Origin of the sequence: Streptomyces sp. NPDC005775, assembly GCF_042871565.1 — a bacterium.
In the GTDB taxonomy this organism is placed as follows: domain Bacteria; phylum Actinomycetota; class Actinomycetes; order Streptomycetales; family Streptomycetaceae; genus Streptomyces.
Map to the genome: position 1 here is coordinate 42,084 of NZ_JBIAIU010000007.1, position 22,349 is coordinate 64,432.

Annotated in this window: 22 protein-coding genes; 10 read left to right on the forward strand and 12 right to left on the reverse strand. The window is 70.4% G+C overall.

The features are described from left to right. Nucleotides 1-6: 6 nt before the first annotated feature. A complete protein-coding gene (locus ACFYPA_RS17880; RefSeq protein ID WP_389132711.1) occupies nt 7-1,206 on the reverse strand; it encodes a phosphatidylserine decarboxylase in 1,200 nt (399 codons plus the stop codon). Nucleotides 1,207-1,498: 292 nt separating this feature from the next. Then, nucleotides 1,499-3,001, reverse strand: a complete 1,503-nt coding sequence (locus ACFYPA_RS17885) for a SulP family inorganic anion transporter (RefSeq protein WP_389132714.1) — start codon at nt 2,999-3,001, stop codon at nt 1,499-1,501. Between the two features lie 418 nt (nt 3,002-3,419). Between ACFYPA_RS17885 and ACFYPA_RS17890 the strand changes: the two genes are divergently transcribed. Further along, the gene (locus ACFYPA_RS17890; RefSeq protein ID WP_359079002.1) at nt 3,420-3,833 is read left to right on the forward strand and encodes a MerR family transcriptional regulator; all 414 of its coding nucleotides are present in this window, start codon (nt 3,420-3,422) and stop codon (nt 3,831-3,833) included. Nucleotides 3,834-4,089: 256 nt separating this feature from the next. Here ACFYPA_RS17890 and ACFYPA_RS17895 read toward each other — a convergent pair whose 3' ends face one another. Further along, nucleotides 4,090-5,775 (reverse strand): ribonuclease J, encoded by a 1,686-nt coding sequence (locus ACFYPA_RS17895; RefSeq protein ID WP_359079004.1) that lies wholly within the window; start codon nt 5,773-5,775, stop codon nt 4,090-4,092. A gap of 224 nt (nt 5,776-5,999) precedes the next feature. Here ACFYPA_RS17895 and ACFYPA_RS17900 point away from each other — a divergent pair, with 224 nt between their 5' ends. From ACFYPA_RS17900 to ACFYPA_RS17910, 3 genes are all read left to right on the forward strand, one after another. Further along, entirely contained in the window at nt 6,000-6,230 is a 231-nt protein-coding gene (locus ACFYPA_RS17900; RefSeq protein WP_359352311.1) for a hypothetical protein, read from the forward strand. Beyond that, the gene (locus ACFYPA_RS17905; protein WP_359352314.1) at nt 6,227-7,828 is read left to right on the forward strand and encodes a peptide chain release factor 3; all 1,602 of its coding nucleotides are present in this window, start codon (nt 6,227-6,229) and stop codon (nt 7,826-7,828) included. Before ACFYPA_RS17900 ends, ACFYPA_RS17905 begins: the two co-directional genes overlap by 4 nt. A gap of 210 nt (nt 7,829-8,038) precedes the next feature. Next, a complete protein-coding gene (locus tag ACFYPA_RS17910; protein WP_359079810.1) occupies nt 8,039-9,373 on the forward strand; it encodes a TerD family protein in 1,335 nt (444 codons plus the stop codon). Between the two features lie 13 nt (nt 9,374-9,386). Here ACFYPA_RS17910 and ACFYPA_RS17915 read toward each other — a convergent pair whose 3' ends face one another. Further along, a complete protein-coding gene (locus ACFYPA_RS17915; RefSeq protein ID WP_359079011.1) occupies nt 9,387-10,559 on the reverse strand; it encodes a glycosyltransferase in 1,173 nt (390 codons plus the stop codon). A 58-nt stretch (nt 10,560-10,617) separates the two neighbouring features. Here ACFYPA_RS17915 and ACFYPA_RS17920 point away from each other — a divergent pair, with 58 nt between their 5' ends. Beyond that, nucleotides 10,618-11,403, forward strand: coding sequence for an aspartate/glutamate racemase family protein (locus tag ACFYPA_RS17920; protein WP_359316495.1), 786 nt, complete (start codon nt 10,618-10,620; stop codon nt 11,401-11,403). Between the two features lie 68 nt (nt 11,404-11,471). Beyond that, nucleotides 11,472-12,035 carry a hypothetical protein gene (locus ACFYPA_RS17925; RefSeq protein WP_359079015.1) on the forward strand — a complete coding sequence of 188 codons (564 nt, stop codon included), beginning with the start codon at nt 11,472-11,474 and terminating at the stop codon, nt 12,033-12,035. A 23-nt stretch (nt 12,036-12,058) separates the two neighbouring features. Here ACFYPA_RS17925 and ACFYPA_RS17930 read toward each other — a convergent pair whose 3' ends face one another. Continuing rightward, a complete protein-coding gene (locus tag ACFYPA_RS17930) occupies nt 12,059-13,153 on the reverse strand; it encodes an O-antigen ligase family protein (protein WP_389132719.1) in 1,095 nt (364 codons plus the stop codon). A 193-nt stretch (nt 13,154-13,346) separates the two neighbouring features. Here ACFYPA_RS17930 and lnt point away from each other — a divergent pair, with 193 nt between their 5' ends. Together lnt and ACFYPA_RS17940 are read left to right on the forward strand one after the other, a co-directional pair. Further along, nucleotides 13,347-14,963 (forward strand): apolipoprotein N-acyltransferase, encoded by a 1,617-nt coding sequence (lnt, locus tag ACFYPA_RS17935; protein WP_359316500.1) that lies wholly within the window; start codon nt 13,347-13,349, stop codon nt 14,961-14,963. Between the two features lie 9 nt (nt 14,964-14,972). Then, the gene (locus ACFYPA_RS17940) at nt 14,973-15,455 is read left to right on the forward strand and encodes an NUDIX domain-containing protein (RefSeq protein ID WP_359079020.1); all 483 of its coding nucleotides are present in this window, start codon (nt 14,973-14,975) and stop codon (nt 15,453-15,455) included. 60 nt (nt 15,456-15,515) lie between these two features. Here the strand turns inward: ACFYPA_RS17940 and ACFYPA_RS17945 are convergent, their stop codons facing one another. Next, nucleotides 15,516-16,904: an MFS transporter gene (locus ACFYPA_RS17945; protein ID WP_359352318.1), complete on the reverse strand. Its 1,389-nt coding sequence runs from the start codon at nt 16,902-16,904 to the stop codon at nt 15,516-15,518. Nucleotides 16,905-17,263: 359 nt separating this feature from the next. Between ACFYPA_RS17945 and ACFYPA_RS17950 the strand changes: the two genes are divergently transcribed. Next, the gene (locus tag ACFYPA_RS17950) at nt 17,264-17,842 is read left to right on the forward strand and encodes a dienelactone hydrolase family protein (protein ID WP_389132722.1); all 579 of its coding nucleotides are present in this window, start codon (nt 17,264-17,266) and stop codon (nt 17,840-17,842) included. A gap of 107 nt (nt 17,843-17,949) precedes the next feature. Continuing rightward, entirely contained in the window at nt 17,950-18,099 is a 150-nt protein-coding gene (locus ACFYPA_RS17955) for a hypothetical protein (protein WP_359079070.1), read from the forward strand. Between the two features lie 257 nt (nt 18,100-18,356). On the opposite strand, the gene ACFYPA_RS17960 is transcribed toward ACFYPA_RS17955, so the two are convergent. From ACFYPA_RS17960 to ACFYPA_RS17985, 6 genes are read right to left on the reverse strand one after another with little or no spacing between them, the layout of a single operon-like run. Continuing rightward, nucleotides 18,357-19,016, reverse strand: coding sequence for a CoA transferase subunit B (locus ACFYPA_RS17960; protein WP_389132725.1), 660 nt, complete (start codon nt 19,014-19,016; stop codon nt 18,357-18,359). Continuing rightward, nucleotides 19,013-19,768, reverse strand: coding sequence for a CoA transferase subunit A (locus ACFYPA_RS17965; protein WP_389132727.1), 756 nt, complete (start codon nt 19,766-19,768; stop codon nt 19,013-19,015). Before ACFYPA_RS17965 ends, ACFYPA_RS17960 begins: the two co-directional genes overlap by 4 nt. A 14-nt stretch (nt 19,769-19,782) precedes the next feature. Then, on the reverse strand, nt 19,783-20,220 hold the full coding sequence (locus ACFYPA_RS17970; protein ID WP_389132730.1) for an SDR family oxidoreductase: 438 nt from the start codon (nt 20,218-20,220) through the stop codon (nt 19,783-19,785). After that, entirely contained in the window at nt 20,168-20,923 is a 756-nt protein-coding gene (locus ACFYPA_RS17975) for an SDR family NAD(P)-dependent oxidoreductase (RefSeq protein WP_389132733.1), read from the reverse strand. Before ACFYPA_RS17975 ends, ACFYPA_RS17970 begins: the two co-directional genes overlap by 53 nt. Continuing rightward, on the reverse strand, nt 20,920-21,891 hold the full coding sequence (locus tag ACFYPA_RS17980) for a fumarylacetoacetate hydrolase family protein (RefSeq protein ID WP_389132735.1): 972 nt from the start codon (nt 21,889-21,891) through the stop codon (nt 20,920-20,922). The genes ACFYPA_RS17975 and ACFYPA_RS17980 overlap by 4 nt, the downstream gene beginning before the upstream one ends. A gap of 26 nt (nt 21,892-21,917) precedes the next feature. Next, the gene (locus ACFYPA_RS17985; protein WP_389132738.1) at nt 21,918-22,349 is read right to left on the reverse strand and encodes an MBL fold metallo-hydrolase; all 432 of its coding nucleotides are present in this window, start codon (nt 22,347-22,349) and stop codon (nt 21,918-21,920) included.

Genomic DNA, 22,349 nt, shown 5'->3' on the forward strand with positions numbered 1-22,349 from the left:
CTCTGGTCAACGAATCGGATGGCAGCGCGCGATGACCGAGCCGACGAGTCGGAAAGCCTCGTCGGTGCTCACCTCCGGGGTCACGCCTTCCTGGAACAGAACGATGATGTCGGATCCCCCGAACTGGAAATAGCCGAACTCCTCGCCCTTGGCCACGTGGGTGCCCGCGACCGTGGTGAGGTTGACTGACGCGACGTGGGCCATGCCCACCGCGACGACTGCGACGATGCCCAGGTCGCCGTGGTCCGAGTCCGAGGTGTCGAGAGTGAGGACCCCCCTGGTCTGGGAGAACTCGTAGCCGCTCCGGGAGCTGTCCTTGGAGACGAGTGTGTGGTTCTCGAGGTCTACCTGCATGAACACCTTGCCGCTGATCACGTACGACTCCTTGACCAACCCGGAGACCGGCACGTGGTAGCGGTGGTAGGCCGAAGGCGGCAGCATGTAGTGCACGAACGTGCCGTTGGCGAAGGCGTCCGCGTACTGGCTGCCCTCGATCAACTGCCGGATGTTGCCGTAGTGGTGCGTCTCCTTGATGGTGGTACGCGGGATGTTCGACGATCGGTCGATGCCGTAGGAATGCTGGAACGCGCAGTCGGCCGGAGAGGTCACCACCATGTTGTCCGTGGGCTCGCTCACGGGCCGCAGACCGGGGTTGAGCTCCCGGGCGAAGAACTGATTGAAGGTCAACCAGCCGCTGGGCATGTTCGGTCGGCCGTTCGCCAGAGAATCGCTGACGTTGTATTCGGGCGCGTCTCGAATGAACGAGTCCAGGATCTCCTGGCTGAAGGACTCGGTGGTGTCCAGGAAGCTGCCCCATTGGCGGGCGAACGCGGTGAGCCAGTCCCGGAAGGAGTCCGAGTTTTCGGCGATGGCCGTCCCGCCGTCATCCACTTTCTGGTCAATCAGCCAGAAGAAGTGGGCCAGACGGTCGCTGACCTCTCTGGCGTATCGCTGCTCCGGAGCCGACTTCTTCCATGCCGCCGCGTCGGACTGGCGGGGTACCCACCGAATGAACCCCTTCAGATAGTCGAAGTAGTCCGGTAGCGAACGAGGCCACTCGAGCGCCTCGAAGAGATCCGTGTCCAGGTCGGCCTCGGCGAGTTCTCCGGCTTTGCGCACAGACTTCTCGATCAACGTCCCCAGGTCGTGGTCGTCGTTGTCGATGGTCACTCGCAGATCGTGGATGATGCGGTCGGGCCCGTTCACGGGGTACTCCTCCTCGGCGGCGGGACGGACCGCAGCGGCTGCTCCGGCCTCTACGCACCGCCTGCCCGAATAGTCCCGCGTCAGGCGGAGCCGGCGGCCGCGACGCGCGTGGCGGCGGGTGTCATTGAGGCGAACTCGCCGTCGCCGGGACGAACTGGCCCCCAACTCGCCGGACGGTGACCCGCCGGGCGACCGCGGATGCGTCGCATCGTCCCGAACCGGGCCCCGTGTGGCGGGAGGCCGCCCGTCCCGCGTTCCGTGGTGCTCGAGGGGCGGGCGGTCGCGGCGACGATCAGTGGCCCCCGGTGAGCTGCCCGGCCAGGCGTCCGTGCATGTCGGCGCTCGGCTCGTTCAGCCCGACAATGGTGACCTTCTTGCCGTGCTCGGCGTACTTGGTCTCGATCGCGTCCAGGGCGGCCACGGAGGAGGCGTCCCAGATGTGGGTGCCGGACAGGTCGATGACGACGTCGTCGGGGTCCTCCTTGTAGTTGAACTGGGTGACCAGGTCATTGGAGGAGGCGAAGAAGAGCTCGCCGGTGACCGCGTAGACGACCTGCTTGCCGTCCGGGTCCAGGACGCCGGAGACGTTGGCGAGATGGGCCACGCGCTTGGCGAAGATGACCATGGCGGTGATGGAGCCGACGACGACACCGATGGCGAGGTTGTCCGTGGAGACCACGACGGCCACGGTGATCACCATGACGAGGGTCTCGCCCAGTGGCATGCGCCTGAGGGTCTTGGGCTGGATGGAGTGCCAGTCGAAGGTGCCGACCGCGACCAGGACCATCACGGCGACCAGGGCGGCCATCGGGATGTCGGAGACCACCGGGCCCAGCGCGATGCAGAGCACCATCAGGAACGCACCCGCCAGAAAGGTGGACAGGCGTGTGCGGGCGCCGGAGACCTTCACGTTGATCATGGTCTGGCCGATCATGGCGCAACCGCCCATGCCACCGAAGAAGCCGGTGACGATGTTGGCGATGCCCTGTCCGATGGACTCGCGCGTCTTGTTCGAGTGGGTGTCCGTGATGTCGTCCACCAGCTTCGCGGTCATCAGCGACTCCATCAGGCCGACCAGCGCCATCGCGAGCGCGTACGGAGCGATGATCTTCAGCGTCTCGAAGGTGAACGGCACGTCGGGCAGGCCCGGAGTGGGCAGGGAGGACGGCAGCTCGCCCTTGTCGCCGACATTCGGCACCGCGATGCCCGCGGCCACCGTGATGACGGTCAGGATGACGATCGAGACCAGCGGAGCCGGAATCACCTTGGTGATCTTCGGGAAGAGGAACATCATGGCGAGGCCGCCGGCGATCAGCGGGTAGACCGGCCAGGGCACGTCGTGCATCTCGGGAACCTGCGCCATGAAGATCATGATGGCGAGGGCGTTGACGAAGCCGACCATCACGGAGCGCGGTACGAACCGCATCAGCTTGGCGACGCCGAGCGCGCCGAGTGCGATCTGGAAGACGCCGGCCAGGACGACGGCGGCGATCAGGTAGCCGAGGCCGTGCTCGTGGTTGAGCGGGGCGATGACCAGGGCGACGGCACCGGTCGCGGCGGAGATCATGGCCTTGCGGCCGCCGACGATGGAGATGACCACCGCCATCGTGCAGGCCGCGTACAGGCCGATCGCGGGATCGACCCCGGCGATGATCGAGAAGGAGATCGCCTCGGGGATCAGCGCGAGGGCGACGACCAGACCGGCCAGCACCTCGGTGCGGAAGACCTTCGGGGACGCCAGCCAGTCAGGCTTGGACATGCGCAGTCCGGAGGCTGCGGTGAGCGGTGAGGACATGCAACCGTTTCTTGCTCGGGCGCGCACGGCACCCCTGGGCGGGCGACGTACGTACGCGGTGTCGTACGCGACTCCGCACACACAAGGGGCGGAATCCTCGGGGGCCCGGTCACATCGGCGGGACCCAGCCGGTTTGCAGGGCAACCGTGAGGCTGCCGATCGGGCATCATGGCCCGGAAGTCTTCGAGCGCCACGGGGGCCCGGTCAGGGCCCGTACGGTGGCGGGCTCGCCGCCACCTTCCTCGGGGCGGTGATGACGAACACCGAGGGACTTTACCTTGACGTCAGGGCAGAGTGTGGCTCGCGAGAGGTGAATCGCAGGCATGCGACCCTCGTGATCCTGTGATTCATCTCACGCGACCCGCTCTGCCTTATGGTTTCAAGAAGAGACGGGGCCGGCGAAGGGGACCATGGGGCGATGACGGATCACCGGCGGATGCAGATCGGCGAGGTCGCCGAGCGGACCGGATTGTCGCTGCGCACGATCCGCCACTACGAGGAGGTCGGCCTCGTCATCCCCTCCGCCCGCAGCAAGGGCGGCTTCCGGCTCTACACACAGGGTGACGTCGACCGGCTCATGGTCATCCGCCGCATGAAGCCGCTGGACTTCTCCCTGGAGGAGATGCGCGACCTGCTGGACATCACCGACCGGCTCAGCTCTGCCGATGCCCCTGCCGGCGAGGAACTGGAGCGGCTGCGCGAGCGTCTCGACGCGTACCGCAAGGTCGCCGACGCGCGCTGTGAGACGCTGCGCGCCCGCCTGGAGATGGCCGAGGACTTCGCCGCCACGCTGCGCCATCGACTGCAGGCGGACGCCCGCTCCGGCATCTGACCGGGCCCGGTGACGGACGGCCGAGGGGCGCGGCCGGCATCACCGCGTACACGTCGCTCCCGGCCGAGAGGCCGCGTCGACGCCGGAGGCCGGCGTCACCCGTGGGCGTCGGGAGCCGGCCGGTTGCTCGAAACGCGCACGCGTGCCCTTCCGCGCAGTTGTGTCGAGAGCCGGCCCGTTCCCGTCAGCCCCGCACAGCCCCGCGCCCTCGGGGTGCTGTCGCCGTCCGTCCGGCCGGCGGGCTTCCTGCGGCTCGTCACGCGTCGATGATGACGGGGATGACGAGGGGCTTGCGGCGGTAGGTGCGGAAGGCCCAGGACGACACGGCGCGGGCGACGAGTTGTTCGAGTTGGTGCGGGTCGCCGACGCCTTCTTCGGCTGCCGTGGCCAGGGTCTTCTCGATCACCGCGACGGCGGGCGCGAAGGTCGCGTCGTTGTGCACGAACCCGCGGACGAGGAAGTCGGGGGCTTCGGCGAGGGCGCCCGTGTCGGCGTCGACGATCGCGACGACGGTGACGACGCCCTCCTGTGCCAGCGTCACGCGGTCCTTGAGGGAGGCTTCGGTGGCGCCGCCCACCTCTGTGCCGTCGACGTAGACGTTGCCGGCCGGTACCTTGCCGGTGATCCGCGCGCGGCCGTCGAGCAGGTCGACCACCACGCCGTCCTCGGCGACGACGACCCGGTCGGGATCGACTCCGGTGCGGATGGCCAGATCGGCGTTGGCCCGCAGGTGCTTCCACTCGCCGTGTACGGGCATGACGTTGCGGGGTTTGACGATGTTGTAGCAGTAGACGAGTTCGCCTGCGCTGGCATGCCCGGAGACGTGCACCTTGGCGTTGCCCTTGTGGACGACGTGCGCCCCCCATCGGGTCAGGCCGTTGATCACCCGGTAGATGGCGTTCTCGTTGCCGGGGATCAGGGAGCTCGCCAGCAGGACGGTGTCCCCCTTGCCGATGCGGACCATGTGGTCGCGGTTGGCCATCCGGGACAGCGCGGCCATCGGTTCGCCCTGCGACCCGGTGCAGACCAGGGTGATCTTGTGGTCCGGCAGCTTCTCCAGCTCCTTCATGCTGACCACCAGCCCGGAGGGGACCTTCAGGTAACCGAGTTCGCGGGCGATGCCCATGTTGCGGACCATCGAGCGGCCTACGAAGGCGACCTTGCGGCCGTACTGATGGGCGGCGTCCAGGACCTGCTGGATGCGGTGCACGTGGCTGGCGAAGCTGGAGACGATGACCCGGCGCGGCGCGGTGCGCATGACCTGCTCGATGGCGGGGTTCAGTTCCCGCTCCGAGGTGGTGAAGCCCGGCACTTCCGCGTTGGTGGAATCGGTGAGGAAGAGGTCCACCCCTTCCTCGCCGAGCCGGGCGAAGGCGCGCAGGTCGGTGATGCGGTCGTCCAGGGGGAACTGGTCCATCTTGAAGTCACCGGTGTGCAGCACCATGCCGGCGCCGGTGCGGATGGCGACCGCGAGCCCGTCCGGGATCGAGTGGTTGACCGCGACGAATTCGCACTCGAACGGGCCGAACCCCCGACGGTCGCCCTCGCGTACCCGGACCGTACGCGGCCTGATGCCGTGCTCCTTGAGCTTGGCCTCCAGGAAGGCCAGCGTCAGCTTCGATCCGACGACGGGAATGTCCGCCCGCTCGCGCAGCAGGTAGGGGACGCCACCGATGTGGTCCTCGTGGCCATGGGTGAGCACGACGGCCACAATGTCGTCCAGGCGGTCCCGGATCGACGTGAAGTCCGGCAGGATGACGTCGACGCCCGGCTGGGTCTCCTCGGGAAACAGCACACCGCAGTCGACGATCAGCAGCTTGCCGGCGTGCTCGAAGACGGTCATGTTGCGGCCGATCTCCCCGAGACCACCCAGGGCGACAATTCTCAGCCCTCCTGCGGCAAGCGGAGGGGCAGGCTTCAGATCAGGATGTGGATGGCTCATACGCGGACGCTACCGGAGAGTTTCGGGGTGATCCATTACAGCGGGGATTCGCGTTCGTTCCTGGCCGCTCGGGCCCGGTCGCGCCTCGGTGTCGGCCTGCTCCGTGTGGAGGCCACCAACCCGGCTGGCACGGTGCCCGGCAGGGAGCGTGCCGGACCCGCACCAGCGGGCGCTTGGCCGGGCAATTGCCGCCCTACCTTGACGTCCGGGTAGATTTACAGTCTTTGCTCAACGTGCTGGATCGGCTGCCCGAGCGGGGCGGCCCTCTGCCGCAAACCGATGAACAGACGTACGAGGAACTGGTGACGAGATTGCGCACGTACTGGGCGCAGGCGATTGAACGGTATGACGATCCGCGCCGCGAGCCGGGAGCGGCGGAGGAATGGGCGCGCTCTCTGCACGGGCATCCGGGGCGACTGCCGGCGACGCCGGCCGTACTCAAGGCGGCCCGGTGAGCGTCACGGGTGGAGGGACCGCTGGTGAGGCGGCCCGGAGGCGGACGTTCGCGGTGATCAGTCACCCCGACGCGGGCAAGTCCACGCTGACGGAGGCGCTGGCCCTGCACGCCCGGGCGATCACCGAGGCGGGTGCCGTGCACGGGAAGTCCGGCCGCCGGGGCGTGGCATCGGACTGGATGGAGATGGAGAAGGCTCGCGGTATCTCCGTCACCTCGACGGTATTGCAGTTCGCCCACCGCGACTGCGTACTGAATCTCCTGGACACACCCGGGCACGCGGACTTCTCCGAGGACACCTACCGGGTGCTGGCGGCCGTCGACTGCGCGGTGATGCTCATCGACGCGGCCAAGGGCCTGGAGGAACAGACCCGAAAGCTGTTCGACGTCTGCCGTCACCGTGGCATCCCTGTGATCACGTTCGTGAACAAGTGGGACCGGCCCGGCCGCGAGGCTCTGGAACTGCTCGACGAGATCGAGCGCGAGTTCCGCCTCCGGCCGACGCCCGTCACCTGGCCGGTCGGGAGCGCCGGCTATATGCGTGGGCTGATCGACGTACGCACCCCCGGGCAGTTGCTGCGCTACACCCGGGCGCCCGGCGGCGCGCACGAGGCGGTCGAGGAATCGCTGCCGGCGGAGCGGGCCGCGTCCGAGGAAGGCGCCGACTGGCAGCAGGCGGCGGAGGAACTGCAGCTCCTCCAGGCCGATGGGGCGGAGTACGACCGGGCGTCGTTCCTGGCGGGTGTCTCGACCCCGGTGTTCTTCGGCGCCGCGATCTCCAACATCGGTGTACGTCTCCTCCTGGACGCCCTTGTCGATCTCGCTCCACCGCCGGGCCCCCGTGAGCTCGAAGGCGGCGGCAGCCGGCCGGTCGACGCCCCGTTCTCCGGACTGGTGTTCAAGGTGCAGGCCAACATGGACCCCGCCCACCGTGACCGGATCGCCTTCCTGCGCGTGTGCTCGGGCGTCTTCGAACGCGGCGCCACCGTCACCCGCGCCGCCACCGGCAAGCCGTTCGCCACCAAGTACGCGCACAGCGTCTTCGGCCAGGACCGCTCCATGGTCGAGACCGCCTACCCGGGCGACGTCGTGGGGCTGGTCAACGCCACCACGTTGCGCGTGGGAGACACTCTGTACGAGGGCGCGCCCGCCCTCTTCCCGCCGCTGCCCACCTTCGCCCCCGAGCACTTCGCCGTCGTACGGCCGGTGGACATCAGCCGCTCCAAACAGTTCCGGCGCGGCATCGCCCAGCTCGATGAAGAGGGAGTCGTGCAGGTCCTCGTCTCCGACCTGCGCGGGGACCAGGCCCCCGTGCTCGCCGCCGTCGGGCCGATGCAGTTCGACGTGGTCTCCGCCCGCATGGCCGGCGAATTCTCCGCACCGGTGCGGCTGGAGACCTTGCCCTACCATCTGGCGCGCGCCACCGACGCAGCCGGGGCCGAGGCGCTCAACGGCTCCAGACTCGTCAAGGGCGAGGCCCTGATCCGTACCAGGGACAAAGCCCCACTCGCCCTGTTCCCGGACCGTTGGCAGGCCAACTCCTTCGAGCGCGCCTTCCCCGAGGCGCACCTCGGGCAGCTTCTTGCCGCGCATGAGTGAGGCGCCGGCATCGTGGAACGGTGTGAGTGAACAGGATCCCCGATGCGGGCGAACTTGAGGGAAAGGGCGTCCATAAGCGTCGTGATCGTGTAGAACGCGAGTTCACAGGGGGCTGCCGACGGGTCCATGAGCCCGTGCCGGCGCCACTGTGGGCCGCGTGAGGGGACGGGCATTAGGTTGACCGGGAATCTCTCGGCAGCCGGACTCGCGATGGGGGCGAGCATGACCATGCTAAAAGGAACCAACGTTCCAGTGGCGGCCCAGGCCGTACGCGTCGAACTGGGGTGGCGCGCCGCCCCCGGGGCCCCGGACGTGGACGCCTCGGCGCTCCTTCTCCTCGGCTCCGGAAAGGTGCGCAGCGACGCGGACTTCGTCTTCTACAACCAGCCGGTCCACGCATCGGGAGCGGTACGCCACGAGGGCAAGCGGACCGCTGCCGGCGCGGCCTCCGACACGCTCGCCGTCGACCTGGCCCGGGTGGAGCCGGCCATCGACCGCGTGGTGCTGGCGGCGTCCGCGGACGGTGGTCCGTTCGGCCGGGTGAGCGGGCTCTACGTACGGATCACGGACGCGGCGAACGGCGCGGAACTGGCACGCTTCGACAGCACCGATGCCACGGTCGAGACCGCCTTCATCCTCGGCGAGCTCTACCGGCGCCAGGGTTCCTGGAAGTTCCGGGCGGTCGGCCAGGGTTACGGGACCGGGCTCGAGGGACTCGCCACGGACTTCGGCATCTCCGTCGACGAACCGCAGCAGCCGGCACGGGCGCCCCAGCCCTCCGCGCCTCCGCAGCCCGCGACGCGGGTCGCCACCACGCCACCTCCGCCTCCTCATGCCCAGCCGACGCTCACCGCCCCGATGGCCCCGCCGGTCCCTGCCGCCCCTCCGGCTCCGCCTGCCCAGCCCGTGCGGCTCACCAAGGTGACACTCACGAAGGAGGCGCCGTCCGTCTCGCTGGCGAAACAGGGCGGCACCTCGGGAGCCATGCGCGTCAATCTCAACTGGGAAGTGCGCAAACAGTTCAAGGGGTGGGGCAGCAAGCTCGGCAGGGCCGTCGCGAACCACGCCGATCTCGATCTCGATCTCTGTGCCCTCTACGAGCTGACCGACGGGCGCAAGGGAGTGGTGCAGGCCCTGGGGAACGCCTTCGGCGCCGTCCACCAGGCGCCGTACGTCCAGCTCGACGGCGACGACCGGACGGGCGCCGTCGCCTCCGGCGAGAACCTGACGATCAACCTCGACCAGAAGGCCAGGATCCGGCGTCTCCTGATCTTCGTCACCATCTATGAGGGGGCCCGGAGTTTCGCGGATCTGCACGCGACCGTCACCCTCCAGCCCCAGCACGGCGCGGCGATCGACTTCTCGCTCGACGAATGCACCGTCCCCTCGACGGTCTGCGCGCTCGCGCTCATCACCAACACGGGGGGCGACCTCACCGTGCAGCGCGAGGCCCGCTACCTCGTGCCGCAGCGCGGCGTGAGCCCGCAGCGCACCATCGACCAGGCCTACGGCTGGGGAATGAACTGGACCCCCGGCCGCAAGTGAGCCCGCAGGGCGCTCACTGATCCGGTGCGGTCTCGGGACGGGCGTATGTACGCCCCTTCCAGGCCGCACCGCGGCCGCGGTAGTGCCGCACCGCGGAATCGACCGTCATCAGCAGGTACAGCAGGGCGGTGAACGGCAGCAGCGGAGCCAGCCACAGCGACTGCCGGTAGTACCCCAGCATCGGCATGTACGTCCCGGCCATCACGGCCCAGGCCGCGCCCCCGGCCCACGCAGCCGGCGGATCGCCGCCCAGCAGCCCGGCGACGAGCGTCGCGGGCGGTGCCAGATAGATGACGGCGAGGCCGAGCACCGTACCCAGCAGCACCAGCGGACGGTGCCGCAACTGTGCGTACGCGCTCCGCGAGACCATGCGCCACAGATCGGCCAGGCGCGGATACGGCCGCACGCTGTCCACCCGCTCCGCGAGCCCCAGCCAGATCCGCCCGCCGCTGCGCTGCACCGCCCGCGCCAGCGACACGTCGTCGATCACCGCCTGCCGGATCGACTCCGGCACCCGTGCCCGTACCGCGGCCTCGGTCCGCAGCAGCACGCAGCCGCCCGCGGCGGCCGCCGTCCGCGTCCCCGCCCGGTTCACCCACCGGAACGGATAGAGCTGCGAGAAGAAGTAGACGAAGGCCGGCACCACCAGCCGCTCCCAGACGCTCTCCACCCGCAGCCGCGCCATCTGCGAGACCAGATCGAAACCGCCCGATCCGGCGGCCGCCACCAGCGTCCGCAGACTGTCCGGCTCGTGCGCGATATCGGCGTCCGTGAGCAGCAGGTACTCGGGGTCCCGGGACCGGGCCAGAGCGACCCCGTGCCGGACGGCCCACAGCTTGCCCGTCCAGCCGGGCTCGGGCTCCCCGGGGGACACGACGGTGAGAGGCAGCCCCGCACACCGTACGGACAGCCGACGGGCGAGATCGCCGGTGCCGTCCTTGCTGCAGTCGTCGACCAGGAAGATCTCGGCGTGCCCCGGATAGTCCTGTGCCAGCAGCGAAGGAAGGCTCACCGGGAGCATGTCCGCCTCGTCACGCGCCGGCACGACGATGGCGACCGAGGGCCAGTGCGCCGGGGCCGCGCGACTCGGCAGCCGCTGGTCGGTCCGCCAGAAGAACCCCTGCCCCAGCAGCAGCCACACCCACGCGACAAGCGAACCCACGGCGATCCAGGCAACGGCGCTCATTGGCCGAAGTCTGCCCCACTGAGCAGGGACCGCAAGGGCGGTCGACTATGGTGACTGGGTGAAGATCGCGCTCATGGACTCCGGAATCGGCCTGCTGGCCGCCGCCGACGCGGTACGCCGGCTGAGGCCGGACGCCGATCTGGTGCTCTCGTCGGATCCCGCCAGCATGCCCTGGGGCCCCCGCACACCCGAAGACGTCACGGCACGCGCCCTCGCGGTCGCGCGGGCCGCGGCCGAGTACCGGCCCGACGCGCTGATCGTGGCCTGCAACACGGCTTCCGTCCGCGCCCTGGCAGCACTCCGGGCCGAGCTGGAGCCCGCGCTGCCCGTCATCGGCACCGTCCCCGCGATCAAGCCGGCCGCCGCGGCCGGCGGACCGGTCGCGATCTGGGCCACCCCCCTCACCACCGGCAGCCCGTACCAGCGCGGACTGATCCGCGACTTCGCCGGGTCCGCGGCCGTCACCGAGGTGCCCTGCCCCGGTCTGGCCGACGCCGTGGAGTACGCGGACGAGGCCGGCATCGACAAGGCCCTGTCCGCCGCCGCCGCGCTCACCCCGCCCGATGTGCAGGCCGTCGTGCTGGGCTGCACCCACTACGAGCTCGTCGCCGAACGGATCCGCGGCGCCGTCCAGCGGCCCGGCCGCCCGCCGGTCGTCCTGTACGGCTCCGCCGGCGCCGTGGCCGCCCAGGCGTTGCGCCGGATCGGGGCCGAACCCGCTCCGTCGGCCGAACCCGCCACCGGAGTCACCGTGCTCCTCGGCGGGCGCCCCGGCGAGCTGCCGGAAGCCGCTCTGGCCTACGGGGAAGGGCGCGGGCTCGTCTCCGTCAGCTCCGCCCGCTGACCGTTCGGCGGCAGGCGGGGGCCGTTGGACCCGTTCCCCCGCGCGCATTTTTCAGTACGCTGCTTGGCATGGAGGACCACCCCCGAAAACCGACGCGAACCGGTGCCGACACCCACACCGCTGTCTGGACCGGCCGGGCCACCAACCGGACCCAGTGGGTACTCGCGGCTGCCGGCGCCGCCTGCCTGGCGCTCGGCATCCAGCTCGCCGTCAGCTCCACCTGGACCTCAGGCATCGCCCCGCTGCTGATGTCGGTGATCGGCTGTGTGGCGGCCGGACTGCTCATGCTGTTCGGCACCCTCGCCTTCGTCAACGTGGCGGTCCGCGTCGACGGCGACGCCCTGGAGGTGCGCTGCGGCCACATGGGCCTGCCGCGCCGACGGATCCTGCTCACCCATGTGGTGGGCGCGGAGTTCGCCCCCCAGGTCACCCCGCGGCAGTGGGGCGGCTGGGGCTACCGCTGGCGCCCCGAGCAGGGGACGGCCGTGATCGTGCGCCGGGGCGAGGGCCTGGTGCTGAGGCTCGGCGACGGCAGGACCTTCACGGTCACGGTCGACGACGCGGAGGCGGGCGCCCGGTTCATCCGCGACCGCCTGCACCTGCCGTCCACCGGCGCGCCGGCCGGGGCCTGATCCACCTCCGCACGGAGCCCGTCTCACAGGCCGGCCCGGTCGGCCCGGGGGCCATGTCCGGGCACGACGTCCTCGACATCTGATGGCCGCCGCTTCCCGTCGGCCTCCCCGATCGGCCGCCTGGCCGACGCCAGCCCGGCCAGCAGCCCCGCCCCCGCCGTCACCGGAGTGAAGCTCAGCGCGTTGCCGACACTCGCCAGCGCCGCCAGTGCCGTGAGCGCCGCCCCGGCGGTGAGCGCGACCGCGGTGCTGCGCGGCGAGCGCCACAGCGCGTAGAGGAGCCAGCCGAAGGCCGCTCCGAGCAGCACCACACCCACCACTCCCTGCTCGGCCGCCTGTTGCAGCGCGGCCGAGTGCGGCTTGCCGTCCGAACCGAGCGTCTGCTGAGCGGTGGGGCTGAGTTCGGCGAACCGGTCAGGTCCTATGCCGAGGACCGGGTGTTCCCCGGCCAGCCGCGCGGCGTCCTGCCACAGCTGGACGCGGTTGCCGGTCAGCTGTCCCTTCAAGGAGACCGCGAGTCCGTCGGGCAGCGCCGCCTCGGCGACCGCCCACGAAAGGCCGACCATCACACCGGAGGCCAGCGCGAAGCCGGCGAGACCGAGCAGTCGGCTCCGTGTCCTGGCGGCCGCCAGTGAGCACAGCAGCACGCCGGCCGCCGCCGCGAACCCGGCTACGGAGCCGAGCCCGAGCGCGGCGCAGGCCGTGCCCAGAGCCAGCAGCCGCAGCGTGAACCGCAGCGACTCCCGCCGGGCCGCGGCCGCCGCGCAGCAGGCCGCTCCGGTCGCCAGGACCAGCAGCGCGGCCGCCGCTCCGGTGTGTCCGGGCGCGGTGTCCACGGCGGCTGTCGCTCCGGGCATGCCGTGGCGCCACACGAGGGCCATGACGAGGGCGGTCAGGGCGGCGACGGTCGCGGCTGCCACCGGCAGCAACGTTCCGCAGATGCGCCCGCAGGCGAAACCCGCCGCGACGGCGAGCAGCGCGAGCAGCACCCCTTCGGGACGGGTCTCGCGCCCGGCCGCGCTGATCAGCGACCAGATCGCGCAGGCGGCGAGAATCAGTGCCCCGGAGACGTCCGACGCGTTGCCGGCCTCGGGGCCCCGCCCTGCTGGTGCAGCCATCACGTGCGCCCCCGGCCTGTGACCGTCCCGCCCGCGAGGACCGGACACGGCCCGTCGGCGGGGGACTGGCGCACAGGCTAACGGTCACAGCGGTCATATGTGCAGAAGATGCGGAGAAACGATCCGGTGGTAGGGATTCCGCCACCGGGACGGGGCTCCCCGGTCCCCGGCCCGCCACCGTAGACTCCGCCGGGTGAGCACCACCATCGCCCAGGTCGGCGACCCGCAGATGCCTGAATCCGCCCCTCGGGGCCGCCGCCTGCTCCCGCGTCTCGCACGGCCCGCCGCCGCGGTGCTGTCCGGCGTGCTGCTGTACGCGAGCTTCCCTCCGAGGCCGCTGTGGTGGCTGGTTCTGCCCGGGTTCGCCCTGCTCGGCTGGGTGTTGTTCGAGCGCCGGCTCCGCGCCGCGTTCGGCCTCGGCCTGCTCGCCGGACTCGGCTTCATGCTGCCGCTGCTGCACTGGACGGGCGAAGAGGTCGGCCCGGTGCCGTGGCTGGCCCTCGCCGCCGCCGAGGCACTGTTCATCGCCGTGGGCTGCATCGGTATCTCCGCGGTGTCCCGGCTCGCCGGCTGGCCGCTGTGGGCGGCCGCCGTCTGGACGCTCGACGAGGCGCTCCGGGCCCGGGTGCCGTTCGGCGGCTTCCCCTGGGGCAAGATCGCCTTCGGGCAGGCGGACAGCGTGTTCCTGCCGCTCGCGGCGCTCGGGGGCACCCCGCTCCTCTCCTTCGCCGTGGTGCTGTGCGGCTTCGGCCTCTTCGAGGCGGTGCGCCGCTTCCGCGTCCGCCGCGCCACGGGCGAACTGCCCAGGCTCGCCGCCGCCGCGACCGCCGCCGCCGTCCTGGTACCCGTCGCCGCTGCCCTCGCGTCGCTGCCCCTGGTGGACGACTCCGCCGAGGACGGCACCGCGACCGTCGCCGCGATCCAGGGCAACGTGCCGCGGCTGGGCCTCGACTTCAACTCCCAGCGCCGCGCCGTCCTGGACAACCACGCCAACCGGACGGAGCAGCTCGCCCGGGACGTCAAGGCGGGCAAGGTCCCGCAACCCGACTTCGTCCTGTGGCCGGAGAACTCCTCCGACCTCGATCCCTACCGCAACGCCGACGCGAGGATCGTCATCGACGACGCGGTGAAGGCGATCGGTGTGCCGACGGTGGTCGGCGCGGTCATCGAACCGGACACCGGCAACCTGCGCAACACCCTCATCCAGTGGGATCCGGACAAGGGCCCCGTGGCCACGTACGACAAGCGCCACATCCAGCCGTTCGGCGAGTACATGCCGATGCGTTCCTTCGTACGCGTCTTCAGCTCGGACGTCGACCGGGTGCAGCGCGACTTCGGACCCGGCAAGAAGGTCGGCGTCTTCGACCTGGCGGGCACCGACGTCGGGCTGGTGACCTGCTACGAGGCCGCGTTCGACGACGCCGTACGCGACACCGTCGAGCACGGCGCCCAGCTGATCGCCGTCCCCAGCAACAACGCCACCTTCGGGCGGAGCGAGATGACCTACCAGCAGCTCGCCATGTCCCGGGTACGCGCGGTCGAGCACAGCCGCTCCGTGGTCGTCCCGGTCACCAGCGGTGTCAGCGCGGTGATCCGCCCGGACGGCACTGTCGTCCAGAAGACGAGGATGTTCACGCCGGACGCCCTGGTGGACGAGGTGCCGCTGCGCTCCTCACTGACCCCGGCGACCCGGATGGGCCCGCTGCCCGAGGGCCTGCTGTCCCTGCTCGCGGTGATCGGCCTCGGCTGGGTGACCACGCGGGCGGTGCGCGCACGACGCGCCCGCCGGTCCGGCCGGCCTGCCACGTAGGGTCGGCGCATGGCCACTCCTGACTTCATCCGCGAGATCCGCGCCACGGCGGGTCACCAGTTGCTCCTGCTGCCCGGCGTCACCGCCGTCGTCTTCGACGACGAGGGCAGGGTGCTGCTCGGACGACGCGCCGACACCGGCAAGTGGTCGGTGATCGGAGGCATCTCCGAGCCCGGGGAGCAGCCCGCGACGACTGCGGAGCGTGAGGTGTACGAGGAGACGGCCGTGCACTGCGTGGCGGAGCGGGTGGTGCTCACCCAGGCCCTGCCGGCCATGCAGTACGAGAACGGCGACCGCTGCCAGTACCTCGACGTCACCTTCCGCTGCCGCGCCACCGGCGGCACGGCCCGGGTCAACGACGACGAGTCGCTGGAGGTGGGCTGGTTCCACGTCGACGCGCTGCCACCGCTGCCCGAGTTCGCGCTCTTCCGGATCAAGCAGTCGATGACCGACGGTCCCACCTGGTTCGAGGCCACGACCCCGCAGGCGTGAGGAAGGGGCCGGGTGGCCGCACACGGCCGCCCGGCCCTCTCGACTGCCGCGGGTCGGCCGCTACTTTCCGGTGCGTACGGCATCCGCCGGCTGTTGCGTGGCGGTGCCCTGTCCGGTGTCCGGATCGACGTCCGCGAGGTCCCGGTGCCGGGTCTCCTTGGCGCAGACGACGGCCAGCACGGTGATGAGCGCCGCGGCGATCACGTACAGCGCGATCGGCGTCGAACTGTCGTAGTCGGCGAGCAGCGCGGTGGCGATGAGCGGCGCCGGGGCACCGGCCGCGACGGATGAGAACTGGGCGCCGATCGACGCGCCCGAGTACCGCATCCGGGTCGCGAACAGCTCCGAGAAGAACGCCGCCTGCGGCGCGTACATCGCCCCGTGGAAGAACAGCCCCACCGTGACGGCGAGGAGCAGGCTCCAGAAGCTCCGGCTGTCGATCAGCGCGAAGAACGGGAACATCCAGAGCCCCACGCCGACCGCGCCGACCAGGTACACCGGCCTGCGCCCGACGCGGTCCGAGAGCGCGCCCCACAGCGGGATGACGGCGAAGTGGATCGCCGACGCGATGAGTACGGCGTTGAGTGCCGTCTGCTTGCTCAGATCGGCCGCGGTCGTCGCGTAGACGAGGATGAACGCCGTGATCACGTAGTAACTGATGTTCTCCGCCATCCTGGCGCCCATGGCGATCAGGACGTCGCGCCAGTGGTGCCGAAGCACGGCAACGACCGGCGTCTTCTCCGTCGCCCCCGAGGCGGCCCTGCGCTCCTCGGCCTGGACCAGTGCCGCCTTGAACAACGGCGATTCATCGACAGACAGACGAATCCACAAACCGATGATCACCAGCACTCCGGAGAGCAGGAACGGGATGCGCCAGCCCCAGGCCTCGAAGGAGGCGTCCGACATGAGGGCGGTGAGCGCGGAGAGCACCCCGGTGGCGAGCAACTGACCGGCCGGCGCACCGGTCTGCGGCCACGAGGCCCAGAACCCGCGCCGTTTCGCGTCCCCGTGCTCCGACACCAGCAGCACGGCCCCGCCCCACTCACCACCGAGGGCGAAGCCCTGCACCAGCCGGAGCACGGTGAGCAGGACCGGAGCGGCGACCCCGACGGTGGCGTGCGTCGGGAGCAGCCCGATCGCGAACGTGGCTCCGCCCATCATCAACAGACTGAGCACCAACAGCTTTTTGCGTCCGAGCCGGTCTCCGTAGTGCCCGAAGACCAGCGCACCGATCGGACGTGCGGCGAAGCCGACCGCGTACGTGAGGAACGACAGCAGAGTCCCGACCAGGGGCTCGGACTCGGGGAAGAAGAGCTTGTTGAAGACCAGGGCGGCCGCTGATCCGTACAGGAAGAAGTCGTACCACTCGATGGTCGTGCCGATGAGGCTGGCGGCGACGATGCGGCGGAGGTTGGAGGCGGGTGGGGGAGCGGATGCCGGTTCGGCCATGGGTACCACTTCCGGGCGGTGGGCGGGGACGGGGACGTGTCGCCATACCGTAGGAAGGGGCAGGTCAGGGGCGTATGTGGTGGGGCACCATAGTTCGGGTGGCGGGGGTGCGGGCGGGCGCTACGGGGACGTGACCGGGAGCCGAATTCGTCGCATCGAGCGGGCCTGGACGGGGCCGTCCGAGTTGGCCGACTCCGCTACCGGCGCCGCAAGTGCGAGCAGAGGCGTTGCCGGCCGAACGCGCCCCCGATGACGCCACCGCCGACTGACCCTGTCCGGCCGAGGCCCGCGGATGTCAGTGCTGCGGGCCATACTCGTGCCGCGGCGCCGCTCGGGTACCGCGGCGCGAGGGGAGCAACATGGCTGAGGTGCTGGTTTTCCACCATGGACACGGGCTGACCCCCGGCGTTCGCGAGTTCGCCGAGCAACTGCGACGGGCCGGACACACCGTCCACACCCCGGACCTATACGACGGGCAGGTATTCGACAGCCTCGAGGAGGGCGTCGGCTACGCCGAGAACGCCGGGTTCGACACGATCACCGCGCGCGGAATCGTAGCCGCGGAGGAGCTGCCTGCCGAGCTCGTCTATGTTGGCTTCTCGCTCGGCGTCCTGCCGGCACAGAAGCTCGCCCAGACCCGCTCCGGCGCAAAGGGCGCACTGTTGCTCGAGGCATGCGTCCCGGTCTCGGAGTTCGGCGGCGCTTGGCCCCAGGACGTCCCGGTCCAGATCCATGGCATGGACAAGGATCGTTTCTTCGCCGGGGAGGGCGATGTGGACGCCGCCCGCGCGCTCGTCGAAACGGTGACGGATGCCGAGCTGTTCCTCTACCCGGGCGACAGCCACCTGTTCACCGACAGCAGCCTGCCGTCCTGCGACGAACAGGCCGCAAAGCAGGTCAGCCATCGCGTGCTCGGCTTCCTCGATCGCGTCAAGTAGGGGCATCACCAACGTGCTCTTGTCCGGCTGACGACCGTGCGGCCCGTCCACCGTCCCGGTGGACGGGCCGTCCTGGCTGTGACGGCTTCCTGGGGAGCCGATTGACGGTGGCTTCGGGAGGCGGTAGCCATCCGGTTCCGGTGGGCTTCCGCGCCGACCTGCCCGCACTGCGCGAGCGCCAGCCCGGGCTGACGAGCCTGGACGCCTGGGTGAGCGAGCGGTGGACGGTCCCGGCCGAGCCGGTGCCTGCTGTGTGACGTCGCGTCGCGCTGCTGATGGCTACGGTCCCATAGAGCGCCGCGGTCATCGGTAGGGCCGTCAGTTGAAGGGTCCTGGCGAGCGCCAGGAGCTCCCCCGAGAGGCGTGAAGGTGTCGAACGACTTCGGGTGGAGCGGTCCTCGCCGGAGCGGACGGTGATGTCCAGCACGTAGGGGTAGCCCAAGACGTAGTCCAGGGAGTCACGCGATGGGCGGCTCGTATGCTGCGAGCCGCTGCTCCGCGGCCCGGCGCTTGGTCAGCAGGCGGCGGAGACGCTGTCCAGCCGCAGGGGAGCGCTCGTACGTGCGGTGATGTCCTCGATGGTCACTCCCGGGGCGGTTTCGACGAGTGTGAGGCCCTGGCCGGTGACGTCGAGAACCCCGAGGTCGGTGATGATTCGGTGGACACAAGCCCGGCCGGTCAGCGGCAGGGTGCACTCCTGGACGATCTTCGGCGAGCCGTCCTTGGCGGTGTGTTCCATCAGGACGACGACACGGCGGGCGCCGTGAACGAGGTCCATGGCACCGCCCATGCCCTTCACCATCTTGCCGGGGATCATCCAGTTCGCGAGGTCCCCGCGTGCCGATACCTGCATGGCGCCGAGGACGGCGGTGTCGATGTGGCCGCCGCGGATCATCCCGAAGGAGAGCGCCGAGTCGAAGAAACTCGCCCCGGGCAGGACCGTGACAGTCTCCTTGCCGGCGTTGATCAGGTCTGGGTCGACCTCTCCCTCGGACGGGTAGGGACCGGTGCCAAGGATGCCGTTCTCGGAGTGCAGCACGACGTGTACCCCTGGCGGGAGATGGCCGGGGATCAGAGTAGGCAGACCGATGCCCAGATTGACGTAGGAGCCGTCCGCGAGTTCGGCGGCGGCGCGAGCGGCCATCTGGTCGCGGTTCCAGCCCGTGGTGTTCATGCGCGTAGGGTCCTCTTCTCGATTCGCTTGTCGGCAGCTTCGGCCGGGGTCAGCTCCACCACGCGTTGCACGTAGATACCCGGCAGGTGAACCTCGTCGGGGCGCAGCTCACCGGGTTCGACGAGCTGTTCGACCTCGGCGACGGTGACGCGGCCGGCCATCGCCGCCAGCGGGTTGAAGTTCGCGGCCGCGCGGCGGAAGACGAGATTGCCGTGCCGGTCGCCGCGCCAGGCACGTACGAGGGCGAAGTCGGTGGTGATGCCGTGCTCCAGGACGTACGAGCGTCCGTGGAACTGCCGGGTCTCCTTGGGCGGGGAGGCGAGGGCGACTGTCCCGTCGGGTGCGTACCGCCATGGCAGGCCGCCCTGTGCCACCTGGGTGCCGACGCCCGCCGGGGTGTAGAAGGCGGGGATGCCGGCACCGCCCGCACGCAGCCGCTCGGCGAGCGTGCCCTGCGGTGTCAGCTCCACCTCCAGTTCCCCGGACAGGTACTGACGGGCGAACTCCTTGTTCTCCCCGACGTATGAGCCGGTGACGCGGGTGATGCGGTCCGCGGCCAGCAGGACGCCGAGACCGCGCCCGTCGACGCCGCAGTTGTTGGAGACGACCTCGAGAGCGGTGGCGCCTTGCGCGTGGAGGGCGTCGATGAGGACGGTGGGGATGCCGGAGAGGCCGAAGCCACCGACGGCGATCGAGGCGCGGTCCGGCACGTCGGCGACCGCCTCGGCGGCGCTGCCGCAGACCTTGTCCATAAGCGGGATTCCTTTCAGGTTGAGGCGCCGGGCAGGACGGCTGACCTGCCCCCGTCGACGCCCGGATTGGCGCCCGTGGCGTAGGCGGCCTCGTCGGAAGCGAGGAGCACGGCCGCACGCATGACGTCGCCCGGCACGCTCAGTTGTCCGGGTGGGGTGTGACTCGCAAGGCCGCGCACGGGGTGGCCGTCGGCGAGGAGGCCGGCGCGTGAACCGGCCGTGTGGATCAGTCCGGGGCTGACGCGGCGGGCCCGGACTCCGTGGGCGGCGCCTTCGGCGGCAAGCTGACGGATCAGCGCGATCACTGCGTCTTCGGATGCCGGGTGCGCGGTGCGCCGGTTGGTGAGCGCCCCGGCCAGACCGGCGGTCGGGGAAGGGCGACCTTGCCTTCGACCCTCTTCACGCGGTGTTCCGCGGCCGCAGTGCGTCGGAGACGGACTTGACGCCGCCATGTGCGGTCAGGCCGCCGTCCACGGGAATCTCGGCGCCGCTGATGAAGGACGACTCGTCCGACAGCAGGAAGACGACCAGTGGGGCGACTTCGTCGACGTTGCCGGTGCGGCCGAGTGGAGTCTCGCGGATGTTGGCCTCCCGGAAGGCGGGTGCGGCCGATGCGGTCATCTCGGTCTCGATGTAGCCCGGGTGGATGGTGTTGACACGGATCCCGCGCGGGCCGAGCTCCAGCGCGGCTGTCTTCGACAGGCCGCGCAGCGCCCACTTGCTGGTCGTGTAGGCGACCGGGTAATGGGCGGTGAGGGCCGCAGAGGAGCCGACATTGACGATGGAGGAGCCGGTGGGCATGAGCGGCGTGAGGTGCTGAATGCCGAGCAGCGGGCCGACGACGTTGACCGCGTGGACGCGGGCCATGTCTTCGGGCCGCGCATCGCCGACGCGGGCCCGCCAGGTGATGCCCGCGTTGTTCACCAGGCCGTGCACCTGGCCGTACGCCTCGCTCAGTTCGGCGGCCAGTTCGGCCCAGTCGCTCTCGCTGCTGACGTCGAGGCGGCGGCAACCCTCAGCAGGCTCGACATCGGTGGCGACGACATGGGCGCCCTCCCGGGCGAGGGCCGCGGCCTCAGCGGCGCCTTGGCCGCGGGCCGCCCCCGTCACGACGACGACCTTTCCCTGGAGCCTCTGGGAATACCTGTCGTTCACGGCCGCTCCCGACTGCGACGTCGGCCGGCCGGAAGGGGCACGGGCGCCACACCGGGGACGACGGTGTTGGTCAGTGTGCCGATTCCCTCGACGGTGAGGCTCACGGTGTCACCGGGCTTCAGCGGCGGAGGCGTCTGCTCACCGCTCCGGCCCCACAGTTCGGCGAGGCAGCCTCCGTTGCCGCACGTCCCGGATCCCAGCACGTCACCCGGCACGACCCGGGTGCCGCGTGAGGCGTAGGCGGTCATCTCCTCGAAGGTCCAGCTCATGTTGGACAGCAAATCCGTGCCGATCACCTCACCATTGACCTCCGCGGTGAGCGCGAGGCGCAGCAAGCCGTCGGTGTCCCGGTACGGCTCCAGTTCGTCGGCGGTGACCAGGTAGGGGCCGAGGGAGGTCGCGGTGTCCTTGCCCTTGCACGGGCCGAGACCGACCTTCATCTCCGCGGACTGGAGATCACGCGCGGACCAGTCGTTGAAGACGGTGTAGCCGACGATGTGGTCGCGGGCCCGCTCGGGGGTGAGGTCGCGGCCCTCCCGGCCGATGACGGCGCCCACCTCCAGTTCGAAGTCGAGTACGACCGAACCGGGGGGCATCGGAATCTCGTCGTGCGGGCCGTAGACGGCGTACGGGTTGGTGAAGTAGAAGGTCGGCGCGGCGTACCACTGCTCCGGGACACCCGCGATGCCGTCGACGGCGCGGCGTACGCCTTCGACGTGCTCCTCGAAGGTCGCGAAGTCCCTGACGGAGGACGGCTGCAGGGGAGTCAGCAGTCCTACCTGGGATATGTGCGGGCCGGGCGGTACGTCCAATGCTGTCGCACCGGCTGCCAGCAGCCCCGGCAGCCCGTCGACCTCTTTGAGGAGTGCGGTGAGTGAGGTGACACCGGGCAGGGGGAAGAGGGTGCCGTCCTCCTCCACGACGGCTACACGGTGGCGGTGTTGGTGCTCATAGGCGGCGAAACGCATGTGCGGCTCCTGGAAGGGGGGAGGGGTCAGTCAAGGGGAATGCGCATGAGGTCGTGGCCCACGGTGATGCGGCCGCGGTAGCCCGCCGAGCGGGCGGAGGCGTGGGCGGCCGTGGCCCACTGGCGGTCCGAGAATCGGATGGGGTCGACCGGGGCCAGATGGCTGAGGACCACGAGCCGGGCCCGGGTGGCGGCGGCGACCTCGCCTCTCTGGGTGATGTCGGTGTGTACCTGGCGCGTGTGCTCGACGACCGGAGTGGACATGCCCTGTTTCTCGAACCACTCCGTGTCGACGACTTCATGGACCAGGAGATCGCAGTCCCCGGCCACGGCGATGAGGTCGTCGCTGCGGCTGGTGTCGCCGGAGAAGTCGACGGAGTCTGCGGGAGGGGACCGGGGCGCGGCCGGCCGGGCCAGGGCGTGGACACGGCTGCCGCGCCCCCGGGACTTTCGAAACAC

Excerpts from the sequence above, each read along its gene's own strand:
- ACFYPA_RS17965 (WP_389132727.1), bottom strand. The coding sequence starts at position 19,768 with ATGGACAAGGTCTGCGGCAGCGCCGCCGAGGCGGTCGCCGACGTGCCG.
- ACFYPA_RS17895 (WP_359079004.1), bottom strand. The coding sequence starts at position 5,775 with ATGAGCCATCCACATCCTGATCTGAAGCCTGCCCCTCCGCTTGCCGCA.
- ACFYPA_RS17925 (WP_359079015.1), top strand. The coding sequence starts at position 11,472 with ATGGAGGACCACCCCCGAAAACCGACGCGAACCGGTGCCGACACCCAC.
- ACFYPA_RS17980 (WP_389132735.1), bottom strand. The coding sequence starts at position 21,891 with ATGCGTTTCGCCGCCTATGAGCACCAACACCGCCACCGTGTAGCCGTC.
- ACFYPA_RS17960 (WP_389132725.1), bottom strand. The coding sequence starts at position 19,016 with ATGAACACCACGGGCTGGAACCGCGACCAGATGGCCGCTCGCGCCGCC.
- ACFYPA_RS17890 (WP_359079002.1), top strand. The coding sequence starts at position 3,420 with ATGACGGATCACCGGCGGATGCAGATCGGCGAGGTCGCCGAGCGGACC.
- ACFYPA_RS17950 (WP_389132722.1), top strand. The coding sequence starts at position 17,264 with ATGGCTGAGGTGCTGGTTTTCCACCATGGACACGGGCTGACCCCCGGC.
- ACFYPA_RS17930 (WP_389132719.1), bottom strand. The coding sequence starts at position 13,153 with ATGGCTGCACCAGCAGGGCGGGGCCCCGAGGCCGGCAACGCGTCGGAC.
- ACFYPA_RS17910 (WP_359079810.1), top strand. The coding sequence starts at position 8,039 with ATGGGGGCGAGCATGACCATGCTAAAAGGAACCAACGTTCCAGTGGCG.
- ACFYPA_RS17970 (WP_389132730.1), bottom strand. The coding sequence starts at position 20,220 with ATGGCGGCGTCAAGTCCGTCTCCGACGCACTGCGGCCGCGGAACACCG.
- ACFYPA_RS17945 (WP_359352318.1), bottom strand. The coding sequence starts at position 16,904 with ATGGCCGAACCGGCATCCGCTCCCCCACCCGCCTCCAACCTCCGCCGC.
- ACFYPA_RS17885 (WP_389132714.1), bottom strand. The coding sequence starts at position 3,001 with ATGTCCTCACCGCTCACCGCAGCCTCCGGACTGCGCATGTCCAAGCCT.
- ACFYPA_RS17915 (WP_359079011.1), bottom strand. The coding sequence starts at position 10,559 with ATGAGCGCCGTTGCCTGGATCGCCGTGGGTTCGCTTGTCGCGTGGGTG.
- ACFYPA_RS17940 (WP_359079020.1), top strand. The coding sequence starts at position 14,973 with ATGGCCACTCCTGACTTCATCCGCGAGATCCGCGCCACGGCGGGTCAC.